This is a genomic window from Paenibacillus sp. 1SOY10 (genome assembly GCF_056836745.1).
Genome location: NZ_JBXENK010000017.1, coordinates 1 through 24,702, shown reverse-complemented (window position 1 = coordinate 24,702; position 24,702 = coordinate 1). Strand labels below are relative to the sequence as shown.

The following is a 24,702-nucleotide window of genomic DNA, read 5'->3' as shown; positions in this document are numbered from 1 at the left end:
CAATTTGTCGGAAATTTCTTTGGTACAGGTTCCGGTATCTGACAAACTTTCCACTTGCGGGCTCCTATAATGGGACATACCTTACTAACTCAGGAAAAGGTGGTGCCGGGATGTTGAACAAGTGGAATATCACCCTGTTTATGGGGATGAGAAAAATGTGGGACCAAGGCGCGTGGCGAAAAGCCGTTGCGGAACTACCTGCCGTACAGAGGGCTGAGCATATGCTGGCTGCTAACAAATGGAACGGGTTGCTAATCATGATGAGTTTCCTGTTAGGGAAAGCCACAATTTTGGACGAGCTCGCTCCCTTTGCCGTCGCTTTCTTCGCGGTTATGCTATTTATGCGGCGGGATATCGCTTGGATCACAGGAGTGGCCATGCTGGCTGGAGCAGCGTTCGCGCCCGGGGGTCCTACTCATATGCTGCAAATTTCCGTTGAGCTACTCATCTTTTATCTAATTCACCGCGGGCTTGAGTCGTTTGAACGGGCGGATATCTCTTATGCTCCGGTTATGGTATTCACCAGTACCTTCTTCGTTGGATTGTTCAGTGCCGTCATTGGCCCTTCATTGACGTGGTATGCCTTGACGATGACCGTTATGGATGCGCTGTTAAGCTTTGTGCTGACGCTGGTGTTCATTCAAGCAATCCCGGTATTTACGCATAGGAAGAAGCACTATCAATTACGCGGCGAAGAAATCTTATGCCTGGTTATTCTGCTGGCCTCGGTTATGACCGGAACGGTAGGCTGGGAGATTAGCGGATTGTCCGCAGAGCATGTGCTGTCGCGATATTTGATTCTATTGTTTGCTTTTGTGGGGGGAGCACCTTTGGGGGCTTCGGTCGGAGTGATCACCGGACTTATCCTGAGTTTGGCCGATACGGGAGCATTGTATCAGATGAGCCTGCTGGCCTTCTCAGGGCTGCTGGCCGGGATGCTGAAGGAAGGACGCAAATGGGCGGTTGGGTTTGGGATGCTACTCGGTTCGTCCATTCTGTCCATCTACATTGCTGGTCCCACTGACGTGATGTCCTCCACTTGGGAGAGCTGTGCCGCCGTGCTGTTCTTCTTGCTAACGCCAAAGAGAACCATTCAAATCATTGCCGGGTATGTTCCCGGTACGCAGGAGCATGCCAAGACGCAACATGAGTATGCCAAGCGGGTACGAGATATCACGGCAGAACGTGTGGCCCAATTCTCCCAAGTGTTCAAGCAGTTGGCGCGGAGCTTCGGGCAAGTGTCCAGCTCAGGGGAAATCGCCAAGCGGGGCGAGGAGATGGACCATTTTATGAATGCGGTAACAGAAGGGGCCTGCGCTACCTGCTACCGACGGAATACTTGCTGGGACGGGAAGTTCTACCAAACCTACAAGCTGATGACGGACATGATGACGGCAATCGAAGAAAAGCCGGATATCACGGCTGCAGAGGTTCCTGCAAGGTGGACCAAGTTGTGCGTCAAACCAGACCAGGTGCTGGAGATTATGAAGCATGAGTACAACCTTTACCAACATGATATGCACTGGAAACGGCAAATATACGATAGCCGTCAACTTGTTGCCGAGCAGCTATCCGGCGTCTCGCAAGTGATGGAGGATCTGGCCCGTGAGATTCAACGCGAAGGACAAGCCATGTACCGTCAGGAGGCGCAGATTCGCGAGGCGCTGGAGCAGATGGGCCTATCCATACATGGTATTGATATTATCAACCTGGATCATGGCAATGTAGAAATTGAAATCGTACATGCCTATACCCGCGGATATGATGAATGCCGGAAAATTATTGGTCCGCTGTTGTCCGATATTCTGGGCGAGCATATTGCCGTTATGAACGAGACGCTTCATAAGGGCAAGGACGGACTGGCCACCGTGACTTTTGGCTCGGCCAAGACCTTCGAGATTATGACCGGCGTAGCAGGCACCGCCAAGGGGGGCGACATTCTCTCCGGGGACAGCTTTAGTGCCAAGGAGCTGGGCAACGGTACTTTTGCGGTAGCGATAAGTGACGGGATGGGCAATGGCGAGCGGGCCAGACTGGAGAGCAGCACGGCGCTGAATATATTGGAGCAATTGCTACAATCGGGTATGGAGGAGACGCTGGCAATCAAATCGGTCAATTCTGTGCTGCTGCTGCGCTCGCCAGATGAATTTTACGCTACGGTGGACATGGCGCTGATTGACCAATACACCGCACGGACGACATTTATGAAGATTGGCTCATCGCCGAGTTTTATCAAGCGGGGCCAGGAGGTCATTCCTATATCTGCAAGCAATCTGCCAATTGGGATTATTCAGGATATCGAGGTGGATTTGGTATCAGTACAGTTGTATCCGGGTGATACGCTGATTATGATGACCGATGGCATCTATGATGCACCGGGGCCGGCCGTGAACAAGGAGCTGTGGATCAAACGGCTGATTCAGGAGATCGGGGCCGAGGAACCGCAGGAGATTGCCGATCGTCTGCTTGAGTCGGTCATTCGCTATCAGAAGAATGTAGTTCATGATGATATGACGGTTGTGGTGGCGACCGTAGATCATTTCAGGCCACAGTGGTCTACGCTGCATATTCCGGGCATCAGCCGTTTGGAGCGACCGCGCACGGTCAGTTAGTCAAGAGCTTGGGGTGGAAAAAACCTCAAGCTTTTTTTGCCTCCTGTGATCGTATTTGACATATACGATACCTGACTCGTTTGAAATCTACCTACTCTGGAAATGCTAGATACGAGAGTAGGTATTTTTTATTCAGAGAAGGGCGGGAAGTAGAATGAAACAAATTATGTTGATTACGGATGGTTGTTCCAACGTGGGCGATAGTCCGGTTATGGCAGCGGCGTTGGCTAGGCAGGAAGGGATTACAGTCAACGTGATTGGCATTGTCGATTACGGTACCATTGGGGAACTGGGCAGCTTGGAGATCAGTGAAATCGCCAAAGCGGGGGGTGGCATGAGCCGAATTGCCGGTACGGAGAACTTGGCTCAAACGATGCAGATGCTTACACGCAAAACGGTGGTACAGACAATACAACATGCGGTTAATAAGGAGATCAGGCATATTCTGGGTGACCAATCGGTGGGTGATTTGCCTCCGGAGACCCGGTCGCAGGTTGTCGAGGTCATCGATGAATTGAGTGAGAGTAGCCCGTTGCAGGTGGCACTCCTGATTGATGCCAGTGCCAGCATGAAGCCCAAGCTACGGGCGGTAGAGGAAGCCATTCGCGATATGATGCTGAGTCTCAGCTCTAGAGCGGGAGAGAGCAAGTTGGCCGTATTTCATTTCCCGGGCTCCCACAGCGGTGAGGATGCGGTGCTCGATGTAGACTGGACAGATGATCTGGGAGCGGCACGCTCTATATTCCAGCGCATTGCCATGAGGGGCGCTACTCCTACAGGCCCGGCCATCTTGAAGGTGATGGAATTTATCCAATATGGTACACTGAATGGACATGGAAAGTCTTGGCGTGAGGAGACGGATGGACAAGATGGAATCCTCGGTGGCTACGTCGTTTAAAATCAGCCTGCCGCAGGGGACGCGAATTCGCGGCCGCTGGCATGGCGGGAAGTACATCATCCAGCGTTTGCTGGGACAAGGTGCAAACGGCGTTGTATATCTGGTAAAACGGGAAAAGAACAACAAATTATATGCGCTGAAGCTAGGCTTTGATACGCTGGATATCCAATCGGAGATCAATGTGCTGAAGGCGCTGCAACGTCAAAGGCGGCGGCGCGGACCGACGGAACGGGATCTCGCTTATCTGGTGGAGGTAGACGATTATACTTACCAGGGCAGGGAGGTTCCGTTTTATGTTATGCGCTACGTACAGGGTGAACCGCTGCGAGTGTTCCTGGCCCGGCGTGGACCACGTTGGCTGGATGCGGCCGGACTGCAATTGCTGCAGCAGTTGAAGCGTCTGCATGAATCGGGCTGGGTGTTCGGGGACCTCAAGCCGGAGAATATGCTCGTGGGTCCCTATGGCGAAGTGGAACTGATCGATTACGGCGGCGCCACCAGTATAGGGAGAAGCGTCAAGCAATTCACGGAATGGTATGACCGTGGTTTCTGGGACGCAGGGAATCGGACGGCAGATCCGTCCTATGACTTGTTCTCGTTTGCCGTGGTTTGCTTGCATATGCTCGCCGAGCAGCCGCTGAAGAAGGCGGCGACGCAGCTGCCGCAGATGCGCAGCAGGCAGGACCTGCTTACGATTGTTGATAATCACGAGGCGCTTCGGCCCTATAAGGCTTGGCTGGAACTGGCGCTGCGCGGGGAGTTCCGCGATACCGCGGAGGCTTGCCGTTTATGGAGGGAGCAGGTGGCGGACCGGTTCGCCACTAGGCCGCGGCGCAAGCGGGGGGCTACGCCGAACTGGATGGTGGGCGCTTTTGTTGTCTCCTTAGGTCTGCTTGCTTGCGCCATATATTTGACCTTGCGCTTCTGAACGAACGGAGGAAATCTCGGGATGAAGGAACAAATGATGCATCGTCTGGTAGAGATCGTTCGTCGAACGGCCAGACAGGAGCGGCTGTGGAATCCCGGAGACCGTATTGTGGTTGCTGTGTCCGGTGGAGTGGATTCGACGCTGTTGCTATATATAATGAAAGAATTGGCTGCGGACCCGAAGCTTGGGCTTGAATTAGTCTGTGCGCATCTGCATCATGGCTTGCGCGCTACAGAGGCGGACCGGGATGCTGCGTTTGTTCAAGCCTTGGCGGGTGAGCTGGATGTTCCCTTTGAGTTGGGGCATGTCGATGTATATGCTTATATGAAGGAATCAGGGAAGAGCTTGGAGCTTGCGGCGCGGGAGGTGCGATATGCTTTCTTGCGGGAGGTGGCCCGGAAATATAAGGCGACTTCCGTCGCTCTCGCCCATCATGCGGATGATCAGGCCGAAACTGTGATGATGCGTTTGTTGCGTGGTAGCGGGCTATCTGGACTAGCTGGAATGAGGTTTAAAAGGCAGGAAAAAAATGTGGAACTAATCCGGCCCCTGCTTCGTATATACAAGACGGATTTGCTCCGGGCGTGTCATGAATGTGGCATTTCCTTTGTGGAGGATAGCAGCAATCAACAAACAGACTTTACACGGAATGCAATTCGGTTGGATGTGCTCCCATTTTTGGGGCAATATAATGGTCAGTTGCCGGAATCGCTGAACCGGCTGGCAGAACTGGCTTCTGCCGAAGATGATTATTTACAGCAGGAGTCGCTCCGGCTTTATAAGGAAATCGTTCGACAAGAAAATGGGTACCCTACGTTTGAGATCCCTGTTTTTAACGAGTTACATGTTGCTTTACAACGGCGGTTGATTAAACTAATATTAAATTATCTGCCTTTAAGGACGGATGAAAGCGATTTTGTCAAGATCGAAGCCATCCGTCAAGGGACGATTCAACATCGACCCTCGACGTGGAGTCTTGATCTAGGCGGCGGCATAAAGTGCTTACGTGAGTATGGCACAATCCGTTTTGTCTCCGCTGCTGTGGAGAGTCAGATTCCTCACTATACATATTTGGTGGAGCAACTTCCGGCAGAAGTGCCGATTGCTGGCATGGACCAAAGCTTGCGTATAACGCAGCTTATGGTTGACAGGGATGAGGCAAGAGTGGCGGCAGATGGTAATGACGAGGCGAAATTTGATGCGGATGAGCTGGTCTATCCGCTTACAGTACGTTCCCGCCTTCCGGGAGATGTCATGAAAGTCATGGGATTAAACGGCAGCAAAAAGGTAAAAGATATTTTCATCGATGCGAAAATACCTCCTTCCCTTCGCTCCCGCATTCCCGTCGTGACAGATGCTGCGGGCCGGATATTATGGATACCTGGCGTTCGGCGTTCCGCGATTGCCGCGGTCAATCGGGGCACGACTTCCGTCGTGCACATGGTTTTCGGGTAGTAAGAGCTAGTCATAGTCAGTTCAGGATTAGCGAAAGACCGGCATTCATAGTATAACGTAGGGGGTTTACTTATTTTGCAAAACGATATTCAAGAAGTGCTGATCACAAAGGAACAGATACAGGAGAAGGTTGCGTTGCTTGGCAAACAACTGAGCGCGGAATATGCGGGCCGGAACCCGCTGGTCATCTGTATTCTGAAGGGCGCTTTTATTTTTATGGCTGATTTGGTTAAAGAGATTACCGTACCCATCGAGCTTGATTTCATGGCTGTTTCCAGCTATGGCGCTTCGACCCGTTCCTCGGGAGAAGTGAAGATCATTAAGGATCTGGACAGCTCGGTAGAAGGGCGCGATGTGCTGATTGTGGAGGATATCATCGACAGTGGGCTAACGCTGAGCTATCTGGTTGATGTTCTGGAGCGGCGCAAGGTGAAGTCCGTCAAAATCGTAACGCTGTTCGACAAGCCTGCTCGCCGCACTGTGAAGCTGGAAGCGGATCTGTCGGGGTTTGTACTGCCAGATGCTTTTGTGGTCGGATACGGTCTCGACTATGCTGAGAAATACCGCAACCTTCCTTTTATTGGCGTGTTGAAACCTGAAATTTACACCCATTAATCTCAGTGCTCTGTGAGGGCAAATAACCCCCTCGCCGGATTTTTGAAATCGCGAGAGTGGCTATGTTAAAATAACTTAAGGTCTTGAGAGGAGGTAGGGGATGAATCGGTTCATCCGGAATTCTGGTTTTTATTTGATACTTTTCTTAGTCGTGGTGGGCATCGTCCAATTCCTCAACGGCGGACAAGAAGCGGCCGTCACCCCTAGTTATACGGAGCTGCGTCAGCAGTTGAAGGATGACAATGTGAGTGAACTAACCGGTAAATTCGACGGTTATGCCTATCTGGTAACCGGTGAATATAAACAAGAGGTTGGGGACGAGAAAACGAAAAAGTTCTCGCTACATGTTCCTTTTGACGAGAATGTGTTGAAGGAAATCACTGACCTGAGTGAACAAAACAATTTTCAGGTCACGTGGGAAAAGATGCGGGGCGAAAGCATTTGGTTGACCTTCCTGACATCGATCATACCGCTTGCAATTATGTTCATCTTGTTCTTCTTCCTGTTCAACCAGGCGCAAGGTGGCGGCGGCAAAGTGATGAACTTTGGCAAGAGCCGGGCACGTCTGTACAATGAAGAGAAGAAGAAGGTAACTTTTGAAGATGTAGCCGGGGCTGACGAAGAGAAGCAGGAATTGGTGGAAGTTGTTGAGTTTCTGAAAGATCCACGGAAGTTCTCCGCAGTAGGCGCCAGAATTCCAAAAGGCGTTCTGCTCGTAGGTCCTCCGGGGACAGGTAAAACCCTCTTGGCTCGCGCCGTAGCCGGTGAAGCCGGGGTTCCGTTCTTCAGTATTTCCGGTTCTGACTTCGTCGAAATGTTCGTTGGGGTCGGGGCATCGCGTGTTCGTGACTTGTTCGAGAATGCGAAGAAGAATGCACCATGTATTATCTTCATCGATGAAATTGATGCGGTTGGTCGTCAGCGTGGTGCTGGTCTTGGCGGCGGTCACGATGAACGTGAACAAACGCTGAACCAATTGCTTGTAGAGATGGATGGTTTCGGTGGCAATGAAGGCATTATCATGATAGCCGCTACAAACCGTGCAGATATTTTGGACCCTGCCTTGCTGCGTCCGGGACGTTTTGACCGTCAAATTACAGTAGACCGTCCGGATGTCAAGGGACGCGAAGCGGTGTTGAAGGTTCATGCACGCAACAAGCCGTTGACCAAGGATGTACGTCTGGACGTCATTGCGAAGCGGACCACCGGTTTTACCGGTGCCGATCTGGAGAATCTGTTGAATGAGGCGGCGTTGCTTGCAGCGCGGCGGAACCGTAAAGATATCTCCATGCGGGAAGTCGATGAAGCAATTGACCGAGTAATCGTGGGTACAGAGAAGCGTAGCCGGGTGATCAGTGACCGCGAGAAACGTATTGTCGCTTATCATGAAGCAGGTCATACTATTGTTGGTTACTATCTGGAGCATGCCGATATGGTACACAAGGTTACGATTATTCCGCGGGGACGCGCTGGCGGGTATGTTATTATGCTGCCGAAGGAAGATCGTATGCTTGCTACGAAGAACGAATTGCTGGATAGAGTGACCGGCCTGCTTGGCGGACGCGTATCCGAGGAAATCTACATCGGTGAAATTGGTACCGGTGCATATAGCGACTTCCAGCAAGCAACCAGCATTGTGCGTAGCATGATCGTTGAATACGGGATGAGTGAGAAGCTTGGACCGATGCAGTTCGGCACATCCCAAGGCCAGGTATTCTTGGGCCGTGATATCGGGCATGAGCAGAACTATAGCGATCAAATCGCCTATGATATTGATCAAGAGATGCAGCGCTTTATTAATGAATCGTACGAACGCTGCAGAACGCTGCTGACCGAGCATGCTCGGGAAGTTCATCTCATTGCGGAGACGTTGCTTGAAGTGGAGACGTTGGAACTGGATCAGATCAAGTATCTGATTGAGAACGGCTCACTGGAAGGCTTCGAAAGTGTACCGCATGGGGATAGCGACTCTTCGGAATCGGGTGAACCAACTGTTGATAGTCTGGGAGATGTGCGCGTTCGTATTCAGGGTAAACCTGATGATGCGACACCTTCTGCTCCAGCGGGAGATATTCCAAACGATGCACCAGAAGGTGCAGCCGGCGGAGCTTCTGAGGGACCGAAGCCTGAGGGCGATGACGACAAAGGCTCAAATAACGGGGGCAATACGCCTACGGTATAAATGGTTATAACCATATAACATTAAGAAGCGCAAGATATTAGGGTGAAAATTCCAATATCTTGCGTTTTTTTAGGCTCAATTTAAATCAGTGTTTGACAAAAGACATCAATAGAGCGGAGGTCCGTAGGGATAGGGCCTCATTTTACATATGTTAAGCACTGGTTTCGGTGTTGAACCCTAAAAATTTTAGATAAATGCTCAATCCCCGTATCTGCGTGGTAATGCCGGATTTCCTGCCAAAAATCAAGGAAAGCGGCTGTATCCGCTCTTCTCTGGTACATTGACAGTGCCTTGGACCTTGTGTAAATTAGTTCTTAAACACCGTGTGAAATTTGATACGTTCTTGTGAAATGATGCGGAAGAGTGGCGTATAGAGAATAGAAGCCAGCCGATGCAAGAGGGACGGGAAGCAGCGGACGTACCGTTGCTACAAGTCAAGCACCTTATGGGGGAGGAATTCAGGTGGAGGCTTTAGCACTAGAGCGGAAAGCGGAAATGAACCGTGAACTGCGTGAAAGGCTGGTTCAGCTTAAGAAGGAACGTAATGCAATTATATTGGCGCACTATTATCAGCGCGATGAAATTCAAGAGGTAGCTGACTTTCGTGGCGACTCTTTTTTACTCGCTCAGAAGGCCGCTTCTACAGATGCGGAGACCATTGTTTTCTGTGGTGTGCATTTTATGGGAGAAAGTGCCAAGATTCTGGCACCGGGCAAGACCGTGCTCATCCCGGATGAACGAGCGGGTTGTCCCATGGCGGATATGGTCAACGTGGATGGCTTGCGCAAGCTGAAAGCCCAGCATCCCAATGCCAAGGTCGTGACTTATATTAACTCTTCGGCCGATGTTAAGGCGGAGACCGATATCTGCTGTACGTCATCCAACGCCGTTCAAGTGATAAATTCCGTGGACGCAGATGAAATTATCTGGGTACCGGACAAGAACCTGGGCCACTATGTACAGCAGCATACAGACAAGAAGCTGATTATTTGGGAAGGTTACTGCAACACGCATGATATGCTAACGGTTAAAGATGTGGTTGAAATGAAGGCCAAATATCCAAACGCCGAGTTCGTAGTACATCCAGAGTGCCGCCCCGAAGTGGTGGAGATGGGTGATTTCGTAGGGAGTACCACGGCCATTTTGAACTATTGTAAAAATTCGTCTGCCAAGCAGTTTATTGTGGGCACCGAGGATGGAACCGGATATCAGCTCCGTTTGGATAGCCCAGATAAAGAATTTCATTTTGCCACTAAATTCTTGGTGTGTCCTAATATGAAAGTCAACAATTTGAAGAAGCTGGTCAAATGTCTGGAGACAATGCAACCGCAGATTTACGTACCGCCGGTCGTTGCCGATAAAGCCAGATTATCCTTAGAGCGCATGCTGCAAGTTCAATAGCATGCGCTACTCTCTTGTCTAAGATAGGTGACGATCGTGATTCCACAATATTTAACTGATTTTGAGCTTGGTAAGCTGCCCACAGTTGATACGGATGTTATTGTCATTGGTTCAGGTATTGCCGGCCTGTTCACGGCCATTAAGGCCAGTGAACATCAACGTGTCATTATGATCACCAAAAAATCGCTGCTGGATAGCAATACCCGGTATGCCCAAGGCGGTATTGCTGCTGTTATTTCTGAAGATGACTCGCCCGCTTATCATCGTCAAGATACTCTGCTGGCGGGGGCGGGCCTTTGTTCCTCTGCTGCGGTTGATATTCTGGCAAATGAAGGGCCTGAGGGTGTCAGAGAATTAATGGCGATGGGCACCTTATTTGATCTGGAGAATGGGGAACTGGCGCTGACGCGGGAGGGAGCGCACAGCCACCGCCGGATACTGCATGCCAATGGCGACGCAACAGGCTATGAAATCGTACGAGCCTTATCTGCTCAGGTTGCCTCGCATCCTCATATTGAGGTGTGGGATAATCATTACGTGATCGATTTAATCACGGAGGATAACGAATGCCTGGGTGCATTGGTAGAACGACCTGACGGAGGGCAACTGTTCCTGCGTGCCAAGGCGACCGTTCTATGTTCCGGGGGCGCCGGACAGTTGTACCGGTATACAACTAATCCGGAGGTGGCGACCGGGGATGGAGTGGCGATAGCTTATCGTGCAGGTGCGGTAGTACGCGACATGGAATTTATTCAATTTCATCCAACGGCCCTTTGCTATCCGGGCGCACCGAGATTCTTGATCTCCGAGGCTGTACGTGGCGAAGGTGCAGTGCTGCGCAATATTAAAGGTGAGCGATTTATGAGTAAATACCATGAGCTGATGGAGCTTGCTCCACGGGACATTGTGGCTAGGGCCATCGTAAGCGAGATGGAGGCTACGGGTGCGAGCATGGCCTATCTGGATATTACCCATGAAGATCCTGATTTGGTAAGACGCCGCTTCCCGACCATTTACGAAACTTGTATGAGCTATGGATTGGATATGACCAATGATTGGATTCCAGTTGCCCCAGCCGCGCATTATATGATGGGTGGGGTTCGGACAGGCCATTACGGGGAGACAAGTGTGGAGCGCTTGTTTGCCTGCGGAGAAGTCTCGTCTACTGGCGTTCACGGCGCCAACCGCCTGGCAAGTAACTCATTATCCGAGGCGATAGTGTTTGGCAGACGCATCATTGAACGAATTCGTGAGCTACCGCCGCTCACTCAAACAGGGGAAATGATCTCCTATCAGGGAGGGCGAGCGGAGACAGCGCCCACTTCCTTGACTGCCAAGCGGCTTGAATTGCAAAAGGTCATGGTCCGCCGCGTCGGATTGCGCCGTAAGGGAGAAGAACTTGCCAAGGCTATCCATGAACTGGAACGGCAGATCCCGATTTTCAGCCAAGCTCTTTACACACGGGAGCACTGGGAGTATGCAAACATGCTGACATGTGCGCTGCTATTAACCCAGTCGGCGTTGGTACGAGAAGAGAGCCGTGGTGGCCATTATCGCGAGGACTTCCCGGGGCGTAGCGATGAGAAGTGGCACAAGCATCTTCTATGGCAACGGGAAAAAGGAATGATGGAGGAAGTTAGCGATGATGTTTAACGGATATAATGAAGAGATAACCCGCTATATTCGGGGCTGGCTACAGGAGGATGTAGGTTCAGGCGACGTTACAACGGCCGTCACGATTCCGCAAGGCCATGAATCGAAGGCAATCATTCATGCCAAGCAAGGTGGGGTGATTGCTGGGATGCCAGTGGCCCGGATGGTGTTTGAAATTGTGGACCCAAGCCTTCGCTTCACGCCGCTTGTGCAGGACGGCCAGCGGGTGGAGAAAGGTACTGTGATTGCCGAAGTGGAGGGCAGTACGCATCGAATTTTGACGGGAGAACGGCTGGCCCTCAACTTGCTGCAACGGATGTCGGGCATTGCTACACGTACCCGTACTTTTGTAGAAGCGTTGGGTGGATTGCCAACCCGGCTGGTGGATACGCGCAAGACAACTCCGGGACACCGGATGCTGGAGAAATATGCGGTACGTACCGGAGGTGGGGCGAATCACCGTTTTGGGCTCTATGATGCGGTCATGATCAAGGATAATCATATTAAAGGAGCTGGCGGCATTACCCAGGCTGTCAGCCGCGCCCGCGCTGCCATACCACATACGATGACGATCGAAGTGGAGACGGAGAACCTGGAGCAGGTGAATGAAGCCTTGCAGGCCGGGGCCGACATTATTATGCTGGATAATATGGCACCTGCGCTTATGAAGGAAGCGGTTCAGCAAATCAAGCAAGCGGCACCGCATGTGATCGTTGAAGCCTCCGGCAACGTATCTTTGGAGACGATTCGGGGCATTGCCGAGAGTGGCGTGGATGTCATTTCCGTCGGACGGCTAACGTATTCGTTCGAAAGTCTGGATATCAGTCTGGACTTGAACGCCAAGAAGGAGGGTTAACCAGCCGATGTTCCTTGTGGTCGATGTAGGCAATACCAATATCGTATTAGGGGTGTATCGGGGCAAGGAGCTGCTCCATCATTTCCGTATCAGCACCAATCGCCAGGCGACGGTGGATGAATACGGCGTCCTGATTCACAATTTATTTGATATGGCTCGAATCCGCGAAAGTGAGATGGAGGGAGTCATCATATCCTCCGTAGTTCCCCCACTGATGCATGCGCTGGAGGAGTTATGCGTTAAATACTTGCGCCGCAAGCCGCTAATTGTAGGACCTGGCATTAAAACGGGGCTAAATCTACGTTACGAGAATCCCCGGGAGGTGGGCGCTGACCGGATTGTTAACGCTGTGGCTGCCATTGAGCAATATGGCGGACCGCTGGTGGTTGTCGATTTCGGAACGGCTACAACCTTCGATTGCATCGACGCCCAGGGTAATTATTTGGGAGGTGCTATTGTACCGGGTATCGGAATTTCGACCGAGGCGCTTTATCAGCGGGCCTCCAAGTTGCCGCGTATTGAATTGGAGAAGCCGAAGAAGGTCATTGGCCGCAACACGGTGCACGCGATGCAAGCGGGTATTATTTTCGGCTATGCTGGTCAGGTGGATGGGATCGTGGAACGGATTGCCCGCGAGATGAATGCCAAGCCGAAGGTAGTAGCTACGGGTGGCCTCGCTGAGCTGATTGCCAGCGAAACTCGCACGATTGAGGAGGTCAATTCTCAGCTTACGCTGGAGGGACTTCGTCTCATTTATGAACGTAATCAATAAACAGGAAGTCAGGAAGGAGGTCCTCAAGCGATGGACTCTAACATAAATAAGAAGAAAGATCGGTTGATCCGGGCAATTGCGATGGGAGGGAAAGTTCGCGCTTTTGCTGTACGGACTACGGAATTGGTGGAAGAATTACGCCGCCGTCATGACACTTACCCCACGACAACTGCAGCGTTTGGCCGAACTTTATCGGCCGGTGCTATGATGGGTGCCATGCTTAAAGGCGATGAGAAGTTGACGGTACAAGTCAAAGGCGATGGACCTGTTGGGCAAATTATCGTGGATGCTAATGCGCGTGGGGAGGTTCGCGGCTATGTTAAGAACCCCCATGTTCAATTGCCGAGCAATAGCCAAGGGAAACTGGATGTGCGCGGAGCCGTAGGCACCGAGGGCTTTATCAATGTTACCAAGGATTTGGGCCTGAAGGAGCCTTACCGCGGCAGCGTTCCTTTAATTTCCGGCGAACTGGGCGAAGACTTCACTTATTATTTTGCCGTATCTGAGCAAACCCCGTCAGCGGTAGGTCTGGGTGTGTTGGTGGATGTCGACAACTCCGTTATTGTGGCAGGTGGCTTCATTATTCAGTTGCTGCCAGGATTGAAGGATGAAGAGATTGGTGAAATCGAGCGTGCCGTAGGCGGGCTTCCTCCAGTAACATCGTTGCTGGACCAAGGCTTGGAGCTTGAGGAAATGCTGAGCTGGATGTTACCGGACGTACAGGTATTGGAGGAAATGGACATCATCTTCTCTTGTAGCTGTTCGCGGGAGAGAGTGGAGAGCACGCTAATTAGCTTGGGCAAGCAGGAATTAACGGAATTGCGGGAAGAAGGCAAAGAAGCGGAAGTGATATGTGACTTCTGTAATGAGGCTTACGTATTTAGTCCCGAGGAAATTGATAGCTTGATTGAGCAGGTAGGAAAGCCAAAAAGGGAAGCGTGAAATGAGGACAAAAAATAGGCTTTGCGGGTGAGGAAACCCTTGGCTGCAAAGTATTTTTTTATGACTTTTCTTGACAACTCCGATAGGTGTTGTTAAGATAATAAGCAGAATACCAACTTAATTGATCGGATATAAACAACAGCACCATATATAAGGGAGGATATTTAATATGGCCAAAGTCGTAAACAGTGTAACGGACTTGATCGGCAGCACGCCGTTGGTTCGCTTGAACCGGATCGTTCCAGAGGACAGTGCGGAAATTTACGTCAAATTGGAATATCAAAACCCAGGCTCCAGCGTTAAGGACCGGATTGCTATCAGCATTATTGAAGAGGCCGAGAAGGCGGGTAAGCTGAAGGAAGGCGGCACCATTATCGAGGCTACCAGCGGTAACACGGGGATTGGCCTGGCGATGGTCGCAGCGGCCAAGGGCTACAAGGCTGTTATTGTTATGCCTGAGACGATGAGCTTGGAGCGTCGTAACCTGTTGCGCGCCTATGGGGCAGAACTGGTATTGACACCAGGATCGGAAGGGATGAACGGGGCGGTTAAGAAGGCGGAGGAATTGCTGGCTGCTAATCCGGATTATTTCTTGGCCGATCAGTTCAGAACACAAGCCAACGTGAAGATTCACCGTGAGACGACAGGACCTGAAATCGTAGAGGCCATTGAATCGCTGGATGGACGTTTGGATGCGTTTGTGGCAGGAATCGGTACAGGCGGTACCATTAGTGGTGCCGGTGAAGTGTTGAAGAAACGCTTCCCTGAAGTGAAGATTTATGCTGTAGAGCCTGCGGCTTCGCCTATTTTGGCGGGCGGCAAACCAGGTCCTCACAAAATTCAAGGACTCGGAGCTAACTTTGTGCCGGAGATTTTGAACCGGGAAATTTACGATGAGATTGTTCATGTTGAGAACGATCAGGCTTTTGAACAAGCTCGGACTGTAGCGAAGGAAGAGGGCATTCTGTCCGGTATTTCGTCCGGCGCTGCCGTATTTGCTGCGTTGAAGATAGCCAAGGAACTGGGTAAGGGCAAGCGTGTCGTAGCCATCATTCCAAGTAATGGCGAACGTTACCTCAGTACGCCGCTTTATAATTTCGAGGCATAAACTAGTCAGGAACCCCCGGGAGTTACACCCGGTAAGCCCCGTATCTATCTCCAGACATTCCGGAGATAGATACGGGGTGTTTTATTTTTAAATTATTTTCGTTTTCAAACGGGGATGGCATCTAGTATACTAGCTAGCAATAGAAGCTAGCGATCAGAATTACAGACTTGGAGGGTTTAAGCCGCTGATGGAACAGATAACGACATGGGAGCAGTGGAATAGATGGATAGAAGAAGGAACATGGACACTGCTGCCGTACGCGGTAAGCATCTCTTTGCCTTCAGCGGAGTTGCCTGTGAATTGGAGCGTGGCCTGGCAGGACGCTAGCCCTTATTCCTTTGTATTAGAGAGTGGCAAGGGGGGGCGCTACACGTTCTTGGGTTTGGACCCGGTCTCTGTACTTCGGGGTAAGGGGAATGCAGCAACCATCCATGAACCGTTGTCAGGGAAGCAAGAGGATGTGCAAGGTGAACCCCTGAAGCTGCTGCGAGAGTGGATGAAGCCCTATCAATCGCCCGCGATTCCTGCACTGCCTAAATTCAGCGGTGGGGCGGTAGGCTATCTGGGTTATGATGTTGCCCGTTCCCTGGAACGCTTGCCAACTCGGGCTCAGGATGATCTCGGTCTGGATGATTACGTATGGATGCGAATGGATGAGCTTTGGGTGATTGACCAACAATTAAACACGTTGTATTGCATCGTCTATGCCCGTTCTGTGGATGTCTCACCATCTATAGAGGGCTGGAGGAAAGCATTTATACAAGCAGAGCAGCGCGCTCTCAAGATGCTGGAACGCTGGCAGAGGATCAGCGAGGGGAGTGGTGGTGAAGAGCTGGGGGCCCCTCAGCGATCTAACGATTCCTCCTCGCTAGATTCCTTAATGAGCGATGAAGCTTTGGAACAATATCGTCTGGGGGTGTCCATGTCCCAACAGGCGTTCGAAGCTGCTGTAAGCCGAGTACAGGACTATATCCGTGCTGGCGATGTGTTTCAGGTTAACTTGTCGCTCAGACAAGCCTTCCCGTTGCTTGCGACTCCAGAACAGGTATATGAGCAGCTTCGCCGGATGAATCCGTCCCCTTACATGGGATTGCTTCGCTTCCCTGACTTCCAGTTGGTATCGGCCTCGCCTGAACTACTGGTGAAGGTGGAGCAAGGGGTAATCAGTACCCGGCCGATTGCCGGTACGCGCCGCCGTGGTCATACCCGGGAGGAAGACCAGCGTATGGAGGAAGAACTTAAGAACAATGAGAAGGAACTGGCCGAGCATATTATGCTGGTTGACTTGCTCCGCAATGATATCGGCCGTGTGGCCGCCTATGGCACTGTACGGGCAAGCGAGTTGTATGTGATTGAGCGTTATTCCCATGTCATGCATCTGGTCTCCGAGGTTGAAGGACGCTTGCGGGAGGGCCAAACCATCTACGATGCCATTGCTGCCGTATTTCCGGGGGGTACCATTACAGGAGCTCCCAAGGTGCGAACAATGGAAATTATCGAGGAATTGGAGCCGGTCACTCGGGGACCCTATACGGGTGCTATGGGATGGATTGACTATAGCGGCAATATGGAATTAAATATTATTATACGTACGCTGGTGGCGAAGGACGGCACCGGATACGTACAAGCAGGGGCCGGCATCGTTATAGATTCTGTGCCTTATCGTGAATTCAGAGAATGCCATAACAAGGCCAGAGCCATTGCTCTGGCGGTTCGACATAGCGAAGGCGTGCCGGACAAAGCCCAGGACAGGAGATGAGACGAGATGATTTTGGTTATCGACAATTATGATTCTTTTACGTATAACCTGGTACAGTATTTAGGCGAGCTAGGCGAGGAAGTGACTGTCCACCGCAATGATGAGATTGATCTTGCGGGTATTGAGGCTTTGCGGCCTGATCATATTTTGATATCACCGGGTCCATGTACGCCAAGCGAGGCGGGAATTTCCCTGGACCTGATTGAGCAATTCAAGGGAGTTATCCCGATCTTTGGTGTATGCCTGGGTCATCAGGCCATTGGCCAAGCCTTCGGAGGTCGGGTGATTCGCGCCGAACGGCTGATGCATGGCAAGACCTCTCCGATTCTTCATCAGGGCGAATCGGTATTCGCTGGTTTGCCATCTCCTTTTACGGCGACCCGGTATCATTCCTTGATCGTGGAGCGGGAGAGCTTACCTGATTGTTTGGAGATTACCGCAGAAACAGCCGAGGGTGAAATTATGGGATTGCGCCATAAAACCTATGCGGTGGAGGGCGTTCAGTTCCATCCCGAATCCATTATTACGGATCATGGGCATCAGATTCTGCGTAATTTCCTAAGCCGGAAGGCGGAAGCGAGAGCATGAATTATATCGGGGTGGACGGAGTTCCGACCCCAGCAGATCAAGCCATGATCTCTGTGATGGATCACGGATTGATGTACGGGATCGGCTTGTTCGAGACGTTCCGCACTTATGGCGGCCGCCCATTCTTGTTGGAGCGGCATATCCAGCGGCTTCAGGCGGGATGCCGCATGCTTGGCATAGAATATGCTGCCAAGCCGGAAGAGATCGCCGACCAGATCGCCGGACTGCTGAAGCTGAACGGATTGGCCGAGGGGTATATCAGGTATACCGTAACCGCAGGAGATGGGCCGCTAGGTTTGCCGGCAGGAGATTACGGCAAGCCGCGGATTATTATTTATGTGAAGCCGCTCCCGGAGACGGGAGCGGCGCTGTATACCAAGGGCAAGCCTTTATGGAGGCTAGCGACCCGGCGGAATACGCCGGAGGGCGACATTCGCCTCAAATCGCTGCATTATATGAACAGCATGCTTGCCAAGCGGGAGTTAGTCCAATTAGAAGCGACCCGGCAGTCATCGGCGGCTCCTGTTGCACGATCTTCACTCGTCCCGGCGGAGGGTCTGCAATTGACGACCGATGGCTCTTTGGCCGAGGGCGTCGTTAGCAACTTGTTTTTTGTAGAAGGCCAGACACTGTATACCCCGGAAGTCGGAACAGGCATCCTGCCCGGAATTACCCGGGCAATGGTCATGGAATTGGGCGCTCGTCAAGGCCTGGTTATAGAGGAAGGTCGCTATGCCTGGAGTCGCTTGTTGACTGCGGATGAAGTATTTATGACGAACTCGATTCAGGAACTGGTGCCCATTACCGAGTTACGTTGGATGGTAAGTGATGCAGAACCGCAGGCCAATGAATTATTGTCCCAATCGTGTACCGTAGGCGAAGGTCGGGTTGGTGCGATAACAAGCCACTTGTTGGGAGATTATAGAGAGAAGGCGAGGGATCATGATGCAACCTAAGTGGTATAAGCGTAGCTTCTCGATGGGGGAAGCATCTCTCAAGCTGGGAGAGCGTACCTTAATCATGGGAATTCTCAACGTTACCCCGGACTCCTTCTCGGATGGTGGACGGTACAACCAGGTGGAACATGCGCTACAGCATGCCCGGGAAATGCTTCTGGCCGGAGTGGATATCATAGATATCGGGGGCGAGTCAACGCGTCCTGGACATGAGCCCGTGACTGAGCAGGAAGAATTGGCGCGAGTCATTCCTATCGTGGAGAGGCTTCATCATGAGATGCCGCAGGTCCCTTTATCTGTGGATACGTATAAGGCACAGGTAGCTGAGGAAGCGCTGCGCGCTGGAGCCCATATCATTAATGATGTGTGGGGATTCAAGGCGGAGCCGCGCATAGCGCAGGTGGCTGCGGAGTTCGGATGCCCGGTCATTCTCATGCATAATCGGCAAGATCGGGCTTATGAGGATTTGATGAGTGATGTTGCTGCGGATTTACTCGAGAGTGTGGAATTAGCCAGGAAGGCGGGCGTAAGCGACGAACGAATTATTTTGGACCCAGGTATCGGGTTTGCTAAGGACTATGAAGAGAATCTGAAGGTAATGGCTAACCTGGACCAATTGGCCGCGCTTGGCTTTCCATTGCTGCTCGGCACATCTCGCAAGAGATTTATTCGCACCGCACTGGATTTGCCAGTAGATGAGGTCGTTATGGGAACGGCGGCGACCGTAGCGCTGGGCATTGCCCAAGGCTGCCAGATTGTACGCGTCCATGACGTGAAGGAAATGAAAGAAACTGCACGTATGTGCGATACTATACTTTATGCTTAGCTATGAATTGCTGGAAAAGGGGTTGAATTTATGGATAAAATGATGCTGCGCCGTATGGAATATTACGGATACCACGGCGTATTTGAAGAGGAGCGGAAGCTGGGACAGCGGTTCTACGTAGATCTGGAGCTAGAGCTGGATTTGCACGCGGCAGGGGTGAACGATGATTTGTCGCAGACGGTAAATTATGCCGAAGTGCATGAATTGGTTCAAGGAATCGTCGAGAAAAAAAGCTTCAAATTGATCGAAGCGCTAGCTGAGCATATTGCATCTGCTGTTTTGGACACTTATACTAGGGTAGATGCTTTAACGGTTCAGGTGACCAAGCCGCATCCTCCATTTGATATTTACTTTGAGGGTGTGACCGTGAAGCTGCACCGTTCAAGAAAGTGAGAACTCTGTATGAGCACATCTTCTACCTCTGAGTTTTCAGAGGCTTATATTGCTTTGGGCGCCAATTTGGGAGACCGTGAGGCTACCCTGATGAAGGCCATTTCAGCTTTGCAGGAGCATCCCGGAATTGAGGTTCTGCGGGGCTCCCATCTATACGAGACTGATCCCGTAGGTTATCTGGACCAGCCTTGCTTTGTCAATATGGCGGTTGCTCTTCGCACGACACTTGCCCCCGAGGAACTGCTATCGGTCATGCTTGATGTGGAACAGCAACTTGGCCGGGAGCGCAAGATTCGTTTCGGGCCACGAACGGTGGATCTGGATTTGCTATGGGTTGCCGGACGGGAAATGGACACCACCTTGCTAACCTTACCGCATCCCCGCATGATGGAGCGGGCCTTCGTGCTGATTCCCTTATCGGATATCGTTCCGGAAGGAGAGCCTTCTGGGCTTTATGAGAATATACGCCGTGCGCTAGGCACCATTGACGGAAAGGAAGGCGTCCGGTTTTGGAAAACATACAACTGGCACAGCGCATCCGCGCTTTCCGAAAGTTAAAAGGCTTCACCCAGCAGCAGTTGGCTGAGGCATCCGGTATATCGCTTGCGGTTTTGGGAGCCATTGAGCGGGGAAACCGCCGCCCAGATGATCAAATTTTAAATAAAATTTCAGATTGTTTGGGGGTTCCCCTAACGGAGTTGAAGCCGAAATAGCAACGCCTGCACTACAGGCACAACTTGACTATAAAGTCAGAGGAGGGAACCATTTTGCTGAAGATTGGCGATATTGAAATGAAGAATCAGGTCGTACTTGCTCCTATGGCGGGGGTCTGTAACCCTGCTTTCCGCCTGATTGCCAAGGAGTTCGGGACAGGACTGGTCTGCGCCGAGATGGTAAGTGACAAAGCGATTATTCACGGCAACAAACGTACGCAGGAAATGTTGTTCGTTGATGAACGTGAGAAGCCGCTAAGCTTGCAAATCTTTGGTGGAGACCGCAAATCGCTGGTGGAGGCGGCCAAGGTCGTCGACCAGGAGACCAACGCAGATATTATCGACATTAATATGGGTTGCCCGGTGCCGAAAGTGACAAAATGCGATGCAGGTGCACGCTGGTTGTTGGAACCGAGTAAGATTTACGAAATGGTATCGGCTGTCGTGGATGCGGTCAGTAAGCCAGTTACCGTCAAGATGCGGATTGGCTGGGATGCTGAGCATATCTACGTCGTCGACAACGCCAAGGCGGTAGAGCAGGCGGGCGGGAAGGCGGTTAGCGTGCATGGCCGTACGCGTGAGCAGCTTTACACAGGCAAGGCGGATTGGAGCTACATTCGTCAAGCGAAGGAAGCCGTATCGATTCCAGTCATCGGTAATGGCGATGTGTCTACTCCCGAAGATGCCAAGCGTATGCTGGAAGAGACTGGCTGCGATGGTGTGATGATTGGGCGGGGGGCTCTGGGGAACCCGTGGATGCTGTACCGCACTGTAGAGTATCTGAAGACAGGGGAACTGCTCCCTGAGCCATCTGCGGATGAGAAGATGCGTATTGCCATCCTTCATATGGATCGATTGGCTGCCTTGAAGGGCGAGCATGTCGCCGTTCGGGAGATGCGCAAGCATCTTGCCTGGTATTTGAAAGGTCTGAAGGGCGCTGCGCGCATTAAGGACTTAATCATGGAAGAGACCCGGCGTGATGAAATGGTGCGGATTCTTGAGACTTTTATCGATGATCTGGTGCTGGAGACGACGCGTGACGAAGTATCAGCCTGACATGAACTGAATAGGAGGGCTCTTGTATTTCCAAGAGTCCTCCCTTTTTCATAAAACGTTTACATATGCAATTTTCGGTGTCATTGACATTTGAGACCCGTTCACCTATAATTTCACAATATAAATTCGCCTCAGTGGTCGGCTTTCCTATTCGGGATGGTCTGACCGTTACAACATAGCGCATATGATATATACAATGAACCATCTGCAAGAAGGCCATTGCTGCCGGAGGCGAGCGCTTCCAAGCACCTAAGCGGCAGTGGAAGACAAAAGAACATTCCTGAGGGAGAGTTCATTTTCCAGGAAGGTTTTCGGGTGCCGCACGCACCGTGCGAAAATTTTTTCCATGACAGGAGAATCGGTTGAGATGAGTGATAAAGAAGTTATCCTTACCCAGGACGGTCTGAAGAGACTGGAAGAAGAATTGGAAAATCTGAAATCTGTGAAGCGCCGCGAGGTTGCCGAACGGATCAAAGTAGCTATCGGCTACGGGGATATCAGTGAAAACTCGGAATACGAGGATGCCAAGAACGAGCAGGCCTTCATAGAAGGACGGATCATCACACTTGAAAAAATGCTGCGTAATGCCCGTATTATCAACAACGACGAAATCGACACAGATACGGTAAGCATCGGTTCTATTGTGACGGTGGAGGATTTGGAGTTCGGCGACACTATGGAATATGCAATTGTCGGAACAGCGGAATCCGATCCGATGCAAAATAAGATTTCCAATGAAAGCCCGGTGGGCAAAGCGATTCTTGGTAAGAAAAAAGGCGCTGTAGTGGATGTAACGGTTCCCGCTGGCGTGATTCAATATAAAATCGTAGACATTAAGAAGTAAGCCGGAATTAGCGCCTGAAAGAAGCTTCCACCGCGGAAGCTTCTTTCACTGTTTCTTTTGTTTGTGGGACCCAATAAAGTAGTAATAAGGAGTGGAGTAAGGCTATGAGCGAGGAAATGAACAACAACGAAGAAGTCGTCGAGATTAGTGAGCTGCTGCAAATTCGCCGTGCCAAATTGGACGAGTTGCGTGGACTGGGTATTGATCCTTTTGGTAAAAAGTATGAGCGTACCGATATGGCGGGAGATATTCTTGCCAAGTACGACAGCTTGACCAAAGAGGAATTGGAAGAGAAGGCTGTGAAGGTATCCATCGCAGGACGCCTTATGGCGAAGCGCACCATGGGTAAAGCGAGCTTCGCACATGTACAGGACTTGTCGGGTAAAATTCAAATCTATGTCCGCAAAGACAGTATCCCTGAAGTGAAATATGAAGCATTCGGTATTTTAGATTTAGGGGATATCGTTGGAGTGACGGGGGAAGTATTCAAGACCAAGACCGGAGAAACGACCATCAAGGTGCTGGATCTGGAAGTGTTGTCGAAATCTCTCTACCCGTTGCCGGACAAGTATCATGGCCTGAAGGATGTTGAATTGCGTTACCGTCAGCGTTACGTGGATTTGATTGTAAATCCGGAAGTACAGCAGACCTTCATCAAACGCTCCCGCATTATCCAGTCGATGCGTCGTTATCTGGACTCGCTCGGTTATTTGGAGGTTGAAACGCCTACTCTTCATAATATCGCTGGAGGAGCGGCAGCCCGTCCGTTCATTACGCACCACAATGCACTGGACATGCAGTTGTACATGCGGATTGCGATCGAGCTTCATTTGAAGCGCCTGATTGTCGGTGGGTTGGAGAAGGTTTATGAGATTGGACGTGTCTACCGTAACGAGGGAATTTCCACACGCCATAATCCGGAATTTACGATGATTGAACTTTATGAGGCCTATGCGGACTATAAGGATATCATGGCTTTGACGGAAAATATGATTGCTCACATTGCTCAAGAAGTGCTGGGTACGCAAGTCGTCCATTACCAAGGTCATGAGGTTAAATTGAAGCCTGAATGGCGCCGGGTCTCAATGGTAGATGCGGTGAAAGAAGTGACAGGCGTTGATTTTGCTGTGCAAATGACTAATGAGGAAGCGCATCGCTTGGCGAAAGAGCATAAGGTTCCAGTAGATTCGCACATGACCTTTGGCCATATCCTGAATGCTTTCTTCGAGCAATTTGTAGAAGAGACGTTGATTCAGCCTACATTTGTATATGGGCATCCGGTGGAAATCTCACCGCTGGCTAAGAAAAACGAAGTTGATCCGCGCTTTACGGACCGTTTTGAGCTGTTTATTGTGGCCCGGGAGCATGCTAATGCCTTTACCGAACTGAATGATCCTATCGATCAACGCCAGCGCTTTGAAGCGCAATTGCTGGAACGGGAACACGGCAATGACGAAGCGCATGAGATGGACGAGGACTTTGTCCGGTCCCTGGAGTACGGTATGCCGCCAACCGGAGGGTTAGGTATCGGAGTAGACCGTTTGGTGATGCTTCTGACAGATGCAGCTTCCATTCGCGACGTTTTACTATTCCCGCATATGCGCCAATAGGACAACCTCCTATATTATAGAGAGTTAAAGGATATCACCGTCCTAAAAGTGCGAGTTCAAAACTCCTGTTAAAGTCGGGTTAGCAGGATCAAAGCTTATGCTTTCAATGTGCGTCTCTTTTTAAAATGCTTGAGCCCCGATGAAATCAGGGACGCCAGTAGCGGAGCTACACGTTTTCGGAGAAAACGACTTTTTGAACATCCTCTAAGAGGACGAATATAATTTACGGCAGTGCAAGGCGATATCCTTGCACTGCTTTTATGTTTGATGAGGAACACAAGACTCAATCGCAATAGGAAAGATTCTATGAAGGGATTAATACATCATAAGCCTAATTTATACTGCTTACTCAAAAGCTAAATAAATAGGTTGCGCCCATTAATAAAAGATGGTATATTATAAATCCGGTCGTTAACCGGACAGCATTATGGCAGTCAGCTAAGAATTACGATGAAAAATAATGCTTGCCAAATAACGTCGGACATGATATATTATAAAAGTTGCCGCTGAAACGCGGTGATGAAGAAAAAGCAAG

22 protein-coding genes are annotated in these 24,702 nt (G+C 50.9%); all 22 read left to right on the top strand.

Annotation, left to right across the window (positions count from 1 at the left end; genetic code table 11):
- Window positions 1-110 precede the first annotated feature (110 nt).
- The 22 genes from spoIIE to lysS all read left to right on the top strand — a co-directional run bounded on the left by spoIIE (window position 111) and on the right by lysS (window position 24,167).
- On the top strand, window positions 111-2,612 hold the full coding sequence (gene spoIIE, locus AC1VOR_RS22500; RefSeq protein ID WP_482621204.1) for a stage II sporulation protein E: 2,502 nt from the start codon (window positions 111-113) through the stop codon (window positions 2,610-2,612).
- Between the two features lie 154 nt (window positions 2,613-2,766).
- A complete protein-coding gene (locus AC1VOR_RS22495; protein ID WP_482621203.1) occupies window positions 2,767-3,510 on the top strand; it encodes a hypothetical protein in 744 nt (247 codons plus the stop codon).
- Window positions 3,482-4,438: a protein kinase domain-containing protein gene (locus AC1VOR_RS22490; protein ID WP_482621247.1), complete on the top strand. Its 957-nt coding sequence runs from the start codon at window positions 3,482-3,484 to the stop codon at window positions 4,436-4,438. Before AC1VOR_RS22495 ends, AC1VOR_RS22490 begins: the two co-directional genes overlap by 29 nt.
- A 21-nt stretch (window positions 4,439-4,459) precedes the next feature.
- Window positions 4,460-5,893, top strand: a complete 1,434-nt coding sequence (gene tilS, locus AC1VOR_RS22485; protein WP_482621201.1) for a tRNA lysidine(34) synthetase TilS — start codon at window positions 4,460-4,462, stop codon at window positions 5,891-5,893.
- A 75-nt stretch (window positions 5,894-5,968) separates the two neighbouring features.
- Window positions 5,969-6,508 carry a hypoxanthine phosphoribosyltransferase gene (gene hpt / locus AC1VOR_RS22480; protein WP_059048728.1) on the top strand — a complete coding sequence of 180 codons (540 nt, stop codon included), beginning with the start codon at window positions 5,969-5,971 and terminating at the stop codon, window positions 6,506-6,508.
- A gap of 100 nt (window positions 6,509-6,608) precedes the next feature.
- A complete protein-coding gene (gene ftsH / locus AC1VOR_RS22475) occupies window positions 6,609-8,690 on the top strand; it encodes an ATP-dependent zinc metalloprotease FtsH (RefSeq protein ID WP_482621200.1) in 2,082 nt (693 codons plus the stop codon).
- A 462-nt stretch (window positions 8,691-9,152) separates the two neighbouring features.
- Window positions 9,153-10,091 (top strand): quinolinate synthase NadA, encoded by a 939-nt coding sequence (nadA, locus tag AC1VOR_RS22470; protein ID WP_482621198.1) that lies wholly within the window; start codon window positions 9,153-9,155, stop codon window positions 10,089-10,091.
- Between the two features lie 36 nt (window positions 10,092-10,127).
- The gene (nadB, locus tag AC1VOR_RS22465) at window positions 10,128-11,744 is read left to right on the top strand and encodes an L-aspartate oxidase (protein WP_482621196.1); all 1,617 of its coding nucleotides are present in this window, start codon (window positions 10,128-10,130) and stop codon (window positions 11,742-11,744) included.
- Window positions 11,734-12,600, top strand: a complete 867-nt coding sequence (gene nadC, locus AC1VOR_RS22460) for a carboxylating nicotinate-nucleotide diphosphorylase (protein WP_482621193.1) — start codon at window positions 11,734-11,736, stop codon at window positions 12,598-12,600. The genes nadB and nadC overlap by 11 nt, the downstream gene beginning before the upstream one ends.
- A 7-nt stretch (window positions 12,601-12,607) precedes the next feature.
- Window positions 12,608-13,372 (top strand): type III pantothenate kinase, encoded by a 765-nt coding sequence (locus AC1VOR_RS22455; protein WP_482621191.1) that lies wholly within the window; start codon window positions 12,608-12,610, stop codon window positions 13,370-13,372.
- A gap of 42 nt (window positions 13,373-13,414) precedes the next feature.
- Window positions 13,415-14,314, top strand: a complete 900-nt coding sequence (gene hslO / locus AC1VOR_RS22450; protein ID WP_482621245.1) for an Hsp33 family molecular chaperone HslO — start codon at window positions 13,415-13,417, stop codon at window positions 14,312-14,314.
- Between the two features lie 169 nt (window positions 14,315-14,483).
- Window positions 14,484-15,422, top strand: a complete 939-nt coding sequence (gene cysK, locus AC1VOR_RS22445; protein WP_482621190.1) for a cysteine synthase A — start codon at window positions 14,484-14,486, stop codon at window positions 15,420-15,422.
- A 187-nt stretch (window positions 15,423-15,609) separates the two neighbouring features.
- The gene (locus tag AC1VOR_RS22440) at window positions 15,610-17,181 is read left to right on the top strand and encodes an anthranilate synthase component I family protein (RefSeq protein ID WP_482621188.1); all 1,572 of its coding nucleotides are present in this window, start codon (window positions 15,610-15,612) and stop codon (window positions 17,179-17,181) included.
- A 6-nt stretch (window positions 17,182-17,187) separates the two neighbouring features.
- Complete coding sequence (gene pabA, locus AC1VOR_RS22435; protein WP_482621187.1) at window positions 17,188-17,769, top strand: aminodeoxychorismate/anthranilate synthase component II; 582 nt, start codon at window positions 17,188-17,190, stop codon at window positions 17,767-17,769.
- On the top strand, window positions 17,766-18,725 hold the full coding sequence (locus AC1VOR_RS22430; RefSeq protein ID WP_482621185.1) for an aminotransferase class IV: 960 nt from the start codon (window positions 17,766-17,768) through the stop codon (window positions 18,723-18,725). Before pabA ends, AC1VOR_RS22430 begins: the two co-directional genes overlap by 4 nt.
- Window positions 18,712-19,551 (top strand): dihydropteroate synthase, encoded by an 840-nt coding sequence (folP, locus tag AC1VOR_RS22425; protein ID WP_482621183.1) that lies wholly within the window; start codon window positions 18,712-18,714, stop codon window positions 19,549-19,551. Before AC1VOR_RS22430 ends, folP begins: the two co-directional genes overlap by 14 nt.
- Before the next feature lie 30 nt (window positions 19,552-19,581).
- The gene (folB, locus tag AC1VOR_RS22420; protein WP_482621181.1) at window positions 19,582-19,944 is read left to right on the top strand and encodes a dihydroneopterin aldolase; all 363 of its coding nucleotides are present in this window, start codon (window positions 19,582-19,584) and stop codon (window positions 19,942-19,944) included.
- Window positions 19,945-19,953: 9 nt separating this feature from the next.
- Window positions 19,954-20,502: a 2-amino-4-hydroxy-6-hydroxymethyldihydropteridine diphosphokinase gene (folK, locus tag AC1VOR_RS22415; RefSeq protein WP_482621179.1), complete on the top strand. Its 549-nt coding sequence runs from the start codon at window positions 19,954-19,956 to the stop codon at window positions 20,500-20,502.
- Entirely contained in the window at window positions 20,454-20,657 is a 204-nt protein-coding gene (locus tag AC1VOR_RS22410) for a helix-turn-helix domain-containing protein (RefSeq protein WP_482621177.1), read from the top strand. Before folK ends, AC1VOR_RS22410 begins: the two co-directional genes overlap by 49 nt.
- Window positions 20,658-20,711: 54 nt before the next feature.
- Window positions 20,712-21,713, top strand: coding sequence for a tRNA dihydrouridine synthase DusB (dusB, locus tag AC1VOR_RS22405; protein WP_482621175.1), 1,002 nt, complete (start codon window positions 20,712-20,714; stop codon window positions 21,711-21,713).
- A 367-nt stretch (window positions 21,714-22,080) separates the two neighbouring features.
- Window positions 22,081-22,557, top strand: coding sequence for a transcription elongation factor GreA (gene greA, locus AC1VOR_RS22400; protein ID WP_018753565.1), 477 nt, complete (start codon window positions 22,081-22,083; stop codon window positions 22,555-22,557).
- A gap of 104 nt (window positions 22,558-22,661) precedes the next feature.
- Window positions 22,662-24,167, top strand: a complete 1,506-nt coding sequence (gene lysS / locus AC1VOR_RS22395; protein WP_482621173.1) for a lysine--tRNA ligase — start codon at window positions 22,662-22,664, stop codon at window positions 24,165-24,167.
- Window positions 24,168-24,702 lie beyond the last annotated feature (535 nt).

Coding starts and splice junctions, on each gene's coding strand:
- spoIIE (WP_482621204.1), top strand. CDS start 111: ATGTTGAACAAGTGGAATATCACCCTGTTTATGGGGATGAGAAAAATG.
- AC1VOR_RS22495 (WP_482621203.1), top strand. CDS start 2,767: ATGAAACAAATTATGTTGATTACGGATGGTTGTTCCAACGTGGGCGAT.
- AC1VOR_RS22490 (WP_482621247.1), top strand. CDS start 3,482: ATGGAATCCTCGGTGGCTACGTCGTTTAAAATCAGCCTGCCGCAGGGG.
- tilS (WP_482621201.1), top strand. CDS start 4,460: ATGAAGGAACAAATGATGCATCGTCTGGTAGAGATCGTTCGTCGAACG.
- ftsH (WP_482621200.1), top strand. CDS start 6,609: ATGAATCGGTTCATCCGGAATTCTGGTTTTTATTTGATACTTTTCTTA.
- nadC (WP_482621193.1), top strand. CDS start 11,734: ATGATGTTTAACGGATATAATGAAGAGATAACCCGCTATATTCGGGGC.
- AC1VOR_RS22455 (WP_482621191.1), top strand. CDS start 12,608: ATGTTCCTTGTGGTCGATGTAGGCAATACCAATATCGTATTAGGGGTG.
- cysK (WP_482621190.1), top strand. CDS start 14,484: ATGGCCAAAGTCGTAAACAGTGTAACGGACTTGATCGGCAGCACGCCG.
- AC1VOR_RS22440 (WP_482621188.1), top strand. CDS start 15,610: ATGGAACAGATAACGACATGGGAGCAGTGGAATAGATGGATAGAAGAA.
- pabA (WP_482621187.1), top strand. CDS start 17,188: ATGATTTTGGTTATCGACAATTATGATTCTTTTACGTATAACCTGGTA.
- AC1VOR_RS22430 (WP_482621185.1), top strand. CDS start 17,766: ATGAATTATATCGGGGTGGACGGAGTTCCGACCCCAGCAGATCAAGCC.
- folP (WP_482621183.1), top strand. CDS start 18,712: ATGATGCAACCTAAGTGGTATAAGCGTAGCTTCTCGATGGGGGAAGCA.
- folB (WP_482621181.1), top strand. CDS start 19,582: ATGGATAAAATGATGCTGCGCCGTATGGAATATTACGGATACCACGGC.
- folK (WP_482621179.1), top strand. CDS start 19,954: ATGAGCACATCTTCTACCTCTGAGTTTTCAGAGGCTTATATTGCTTTG.
- greA (WP_018753565.1), top strand. CDS start 22,081: ATGAGTGATAAAGAAGTTATCCTTACCCAGGACGGTCTGAAGAGACTG.
- lysS (WP_482621173.1), top strand. CDS start 22,662: ATGAGCGAGGAAATGAACAACAACGAAGAAGTCGTCGAGATTAGTGAG.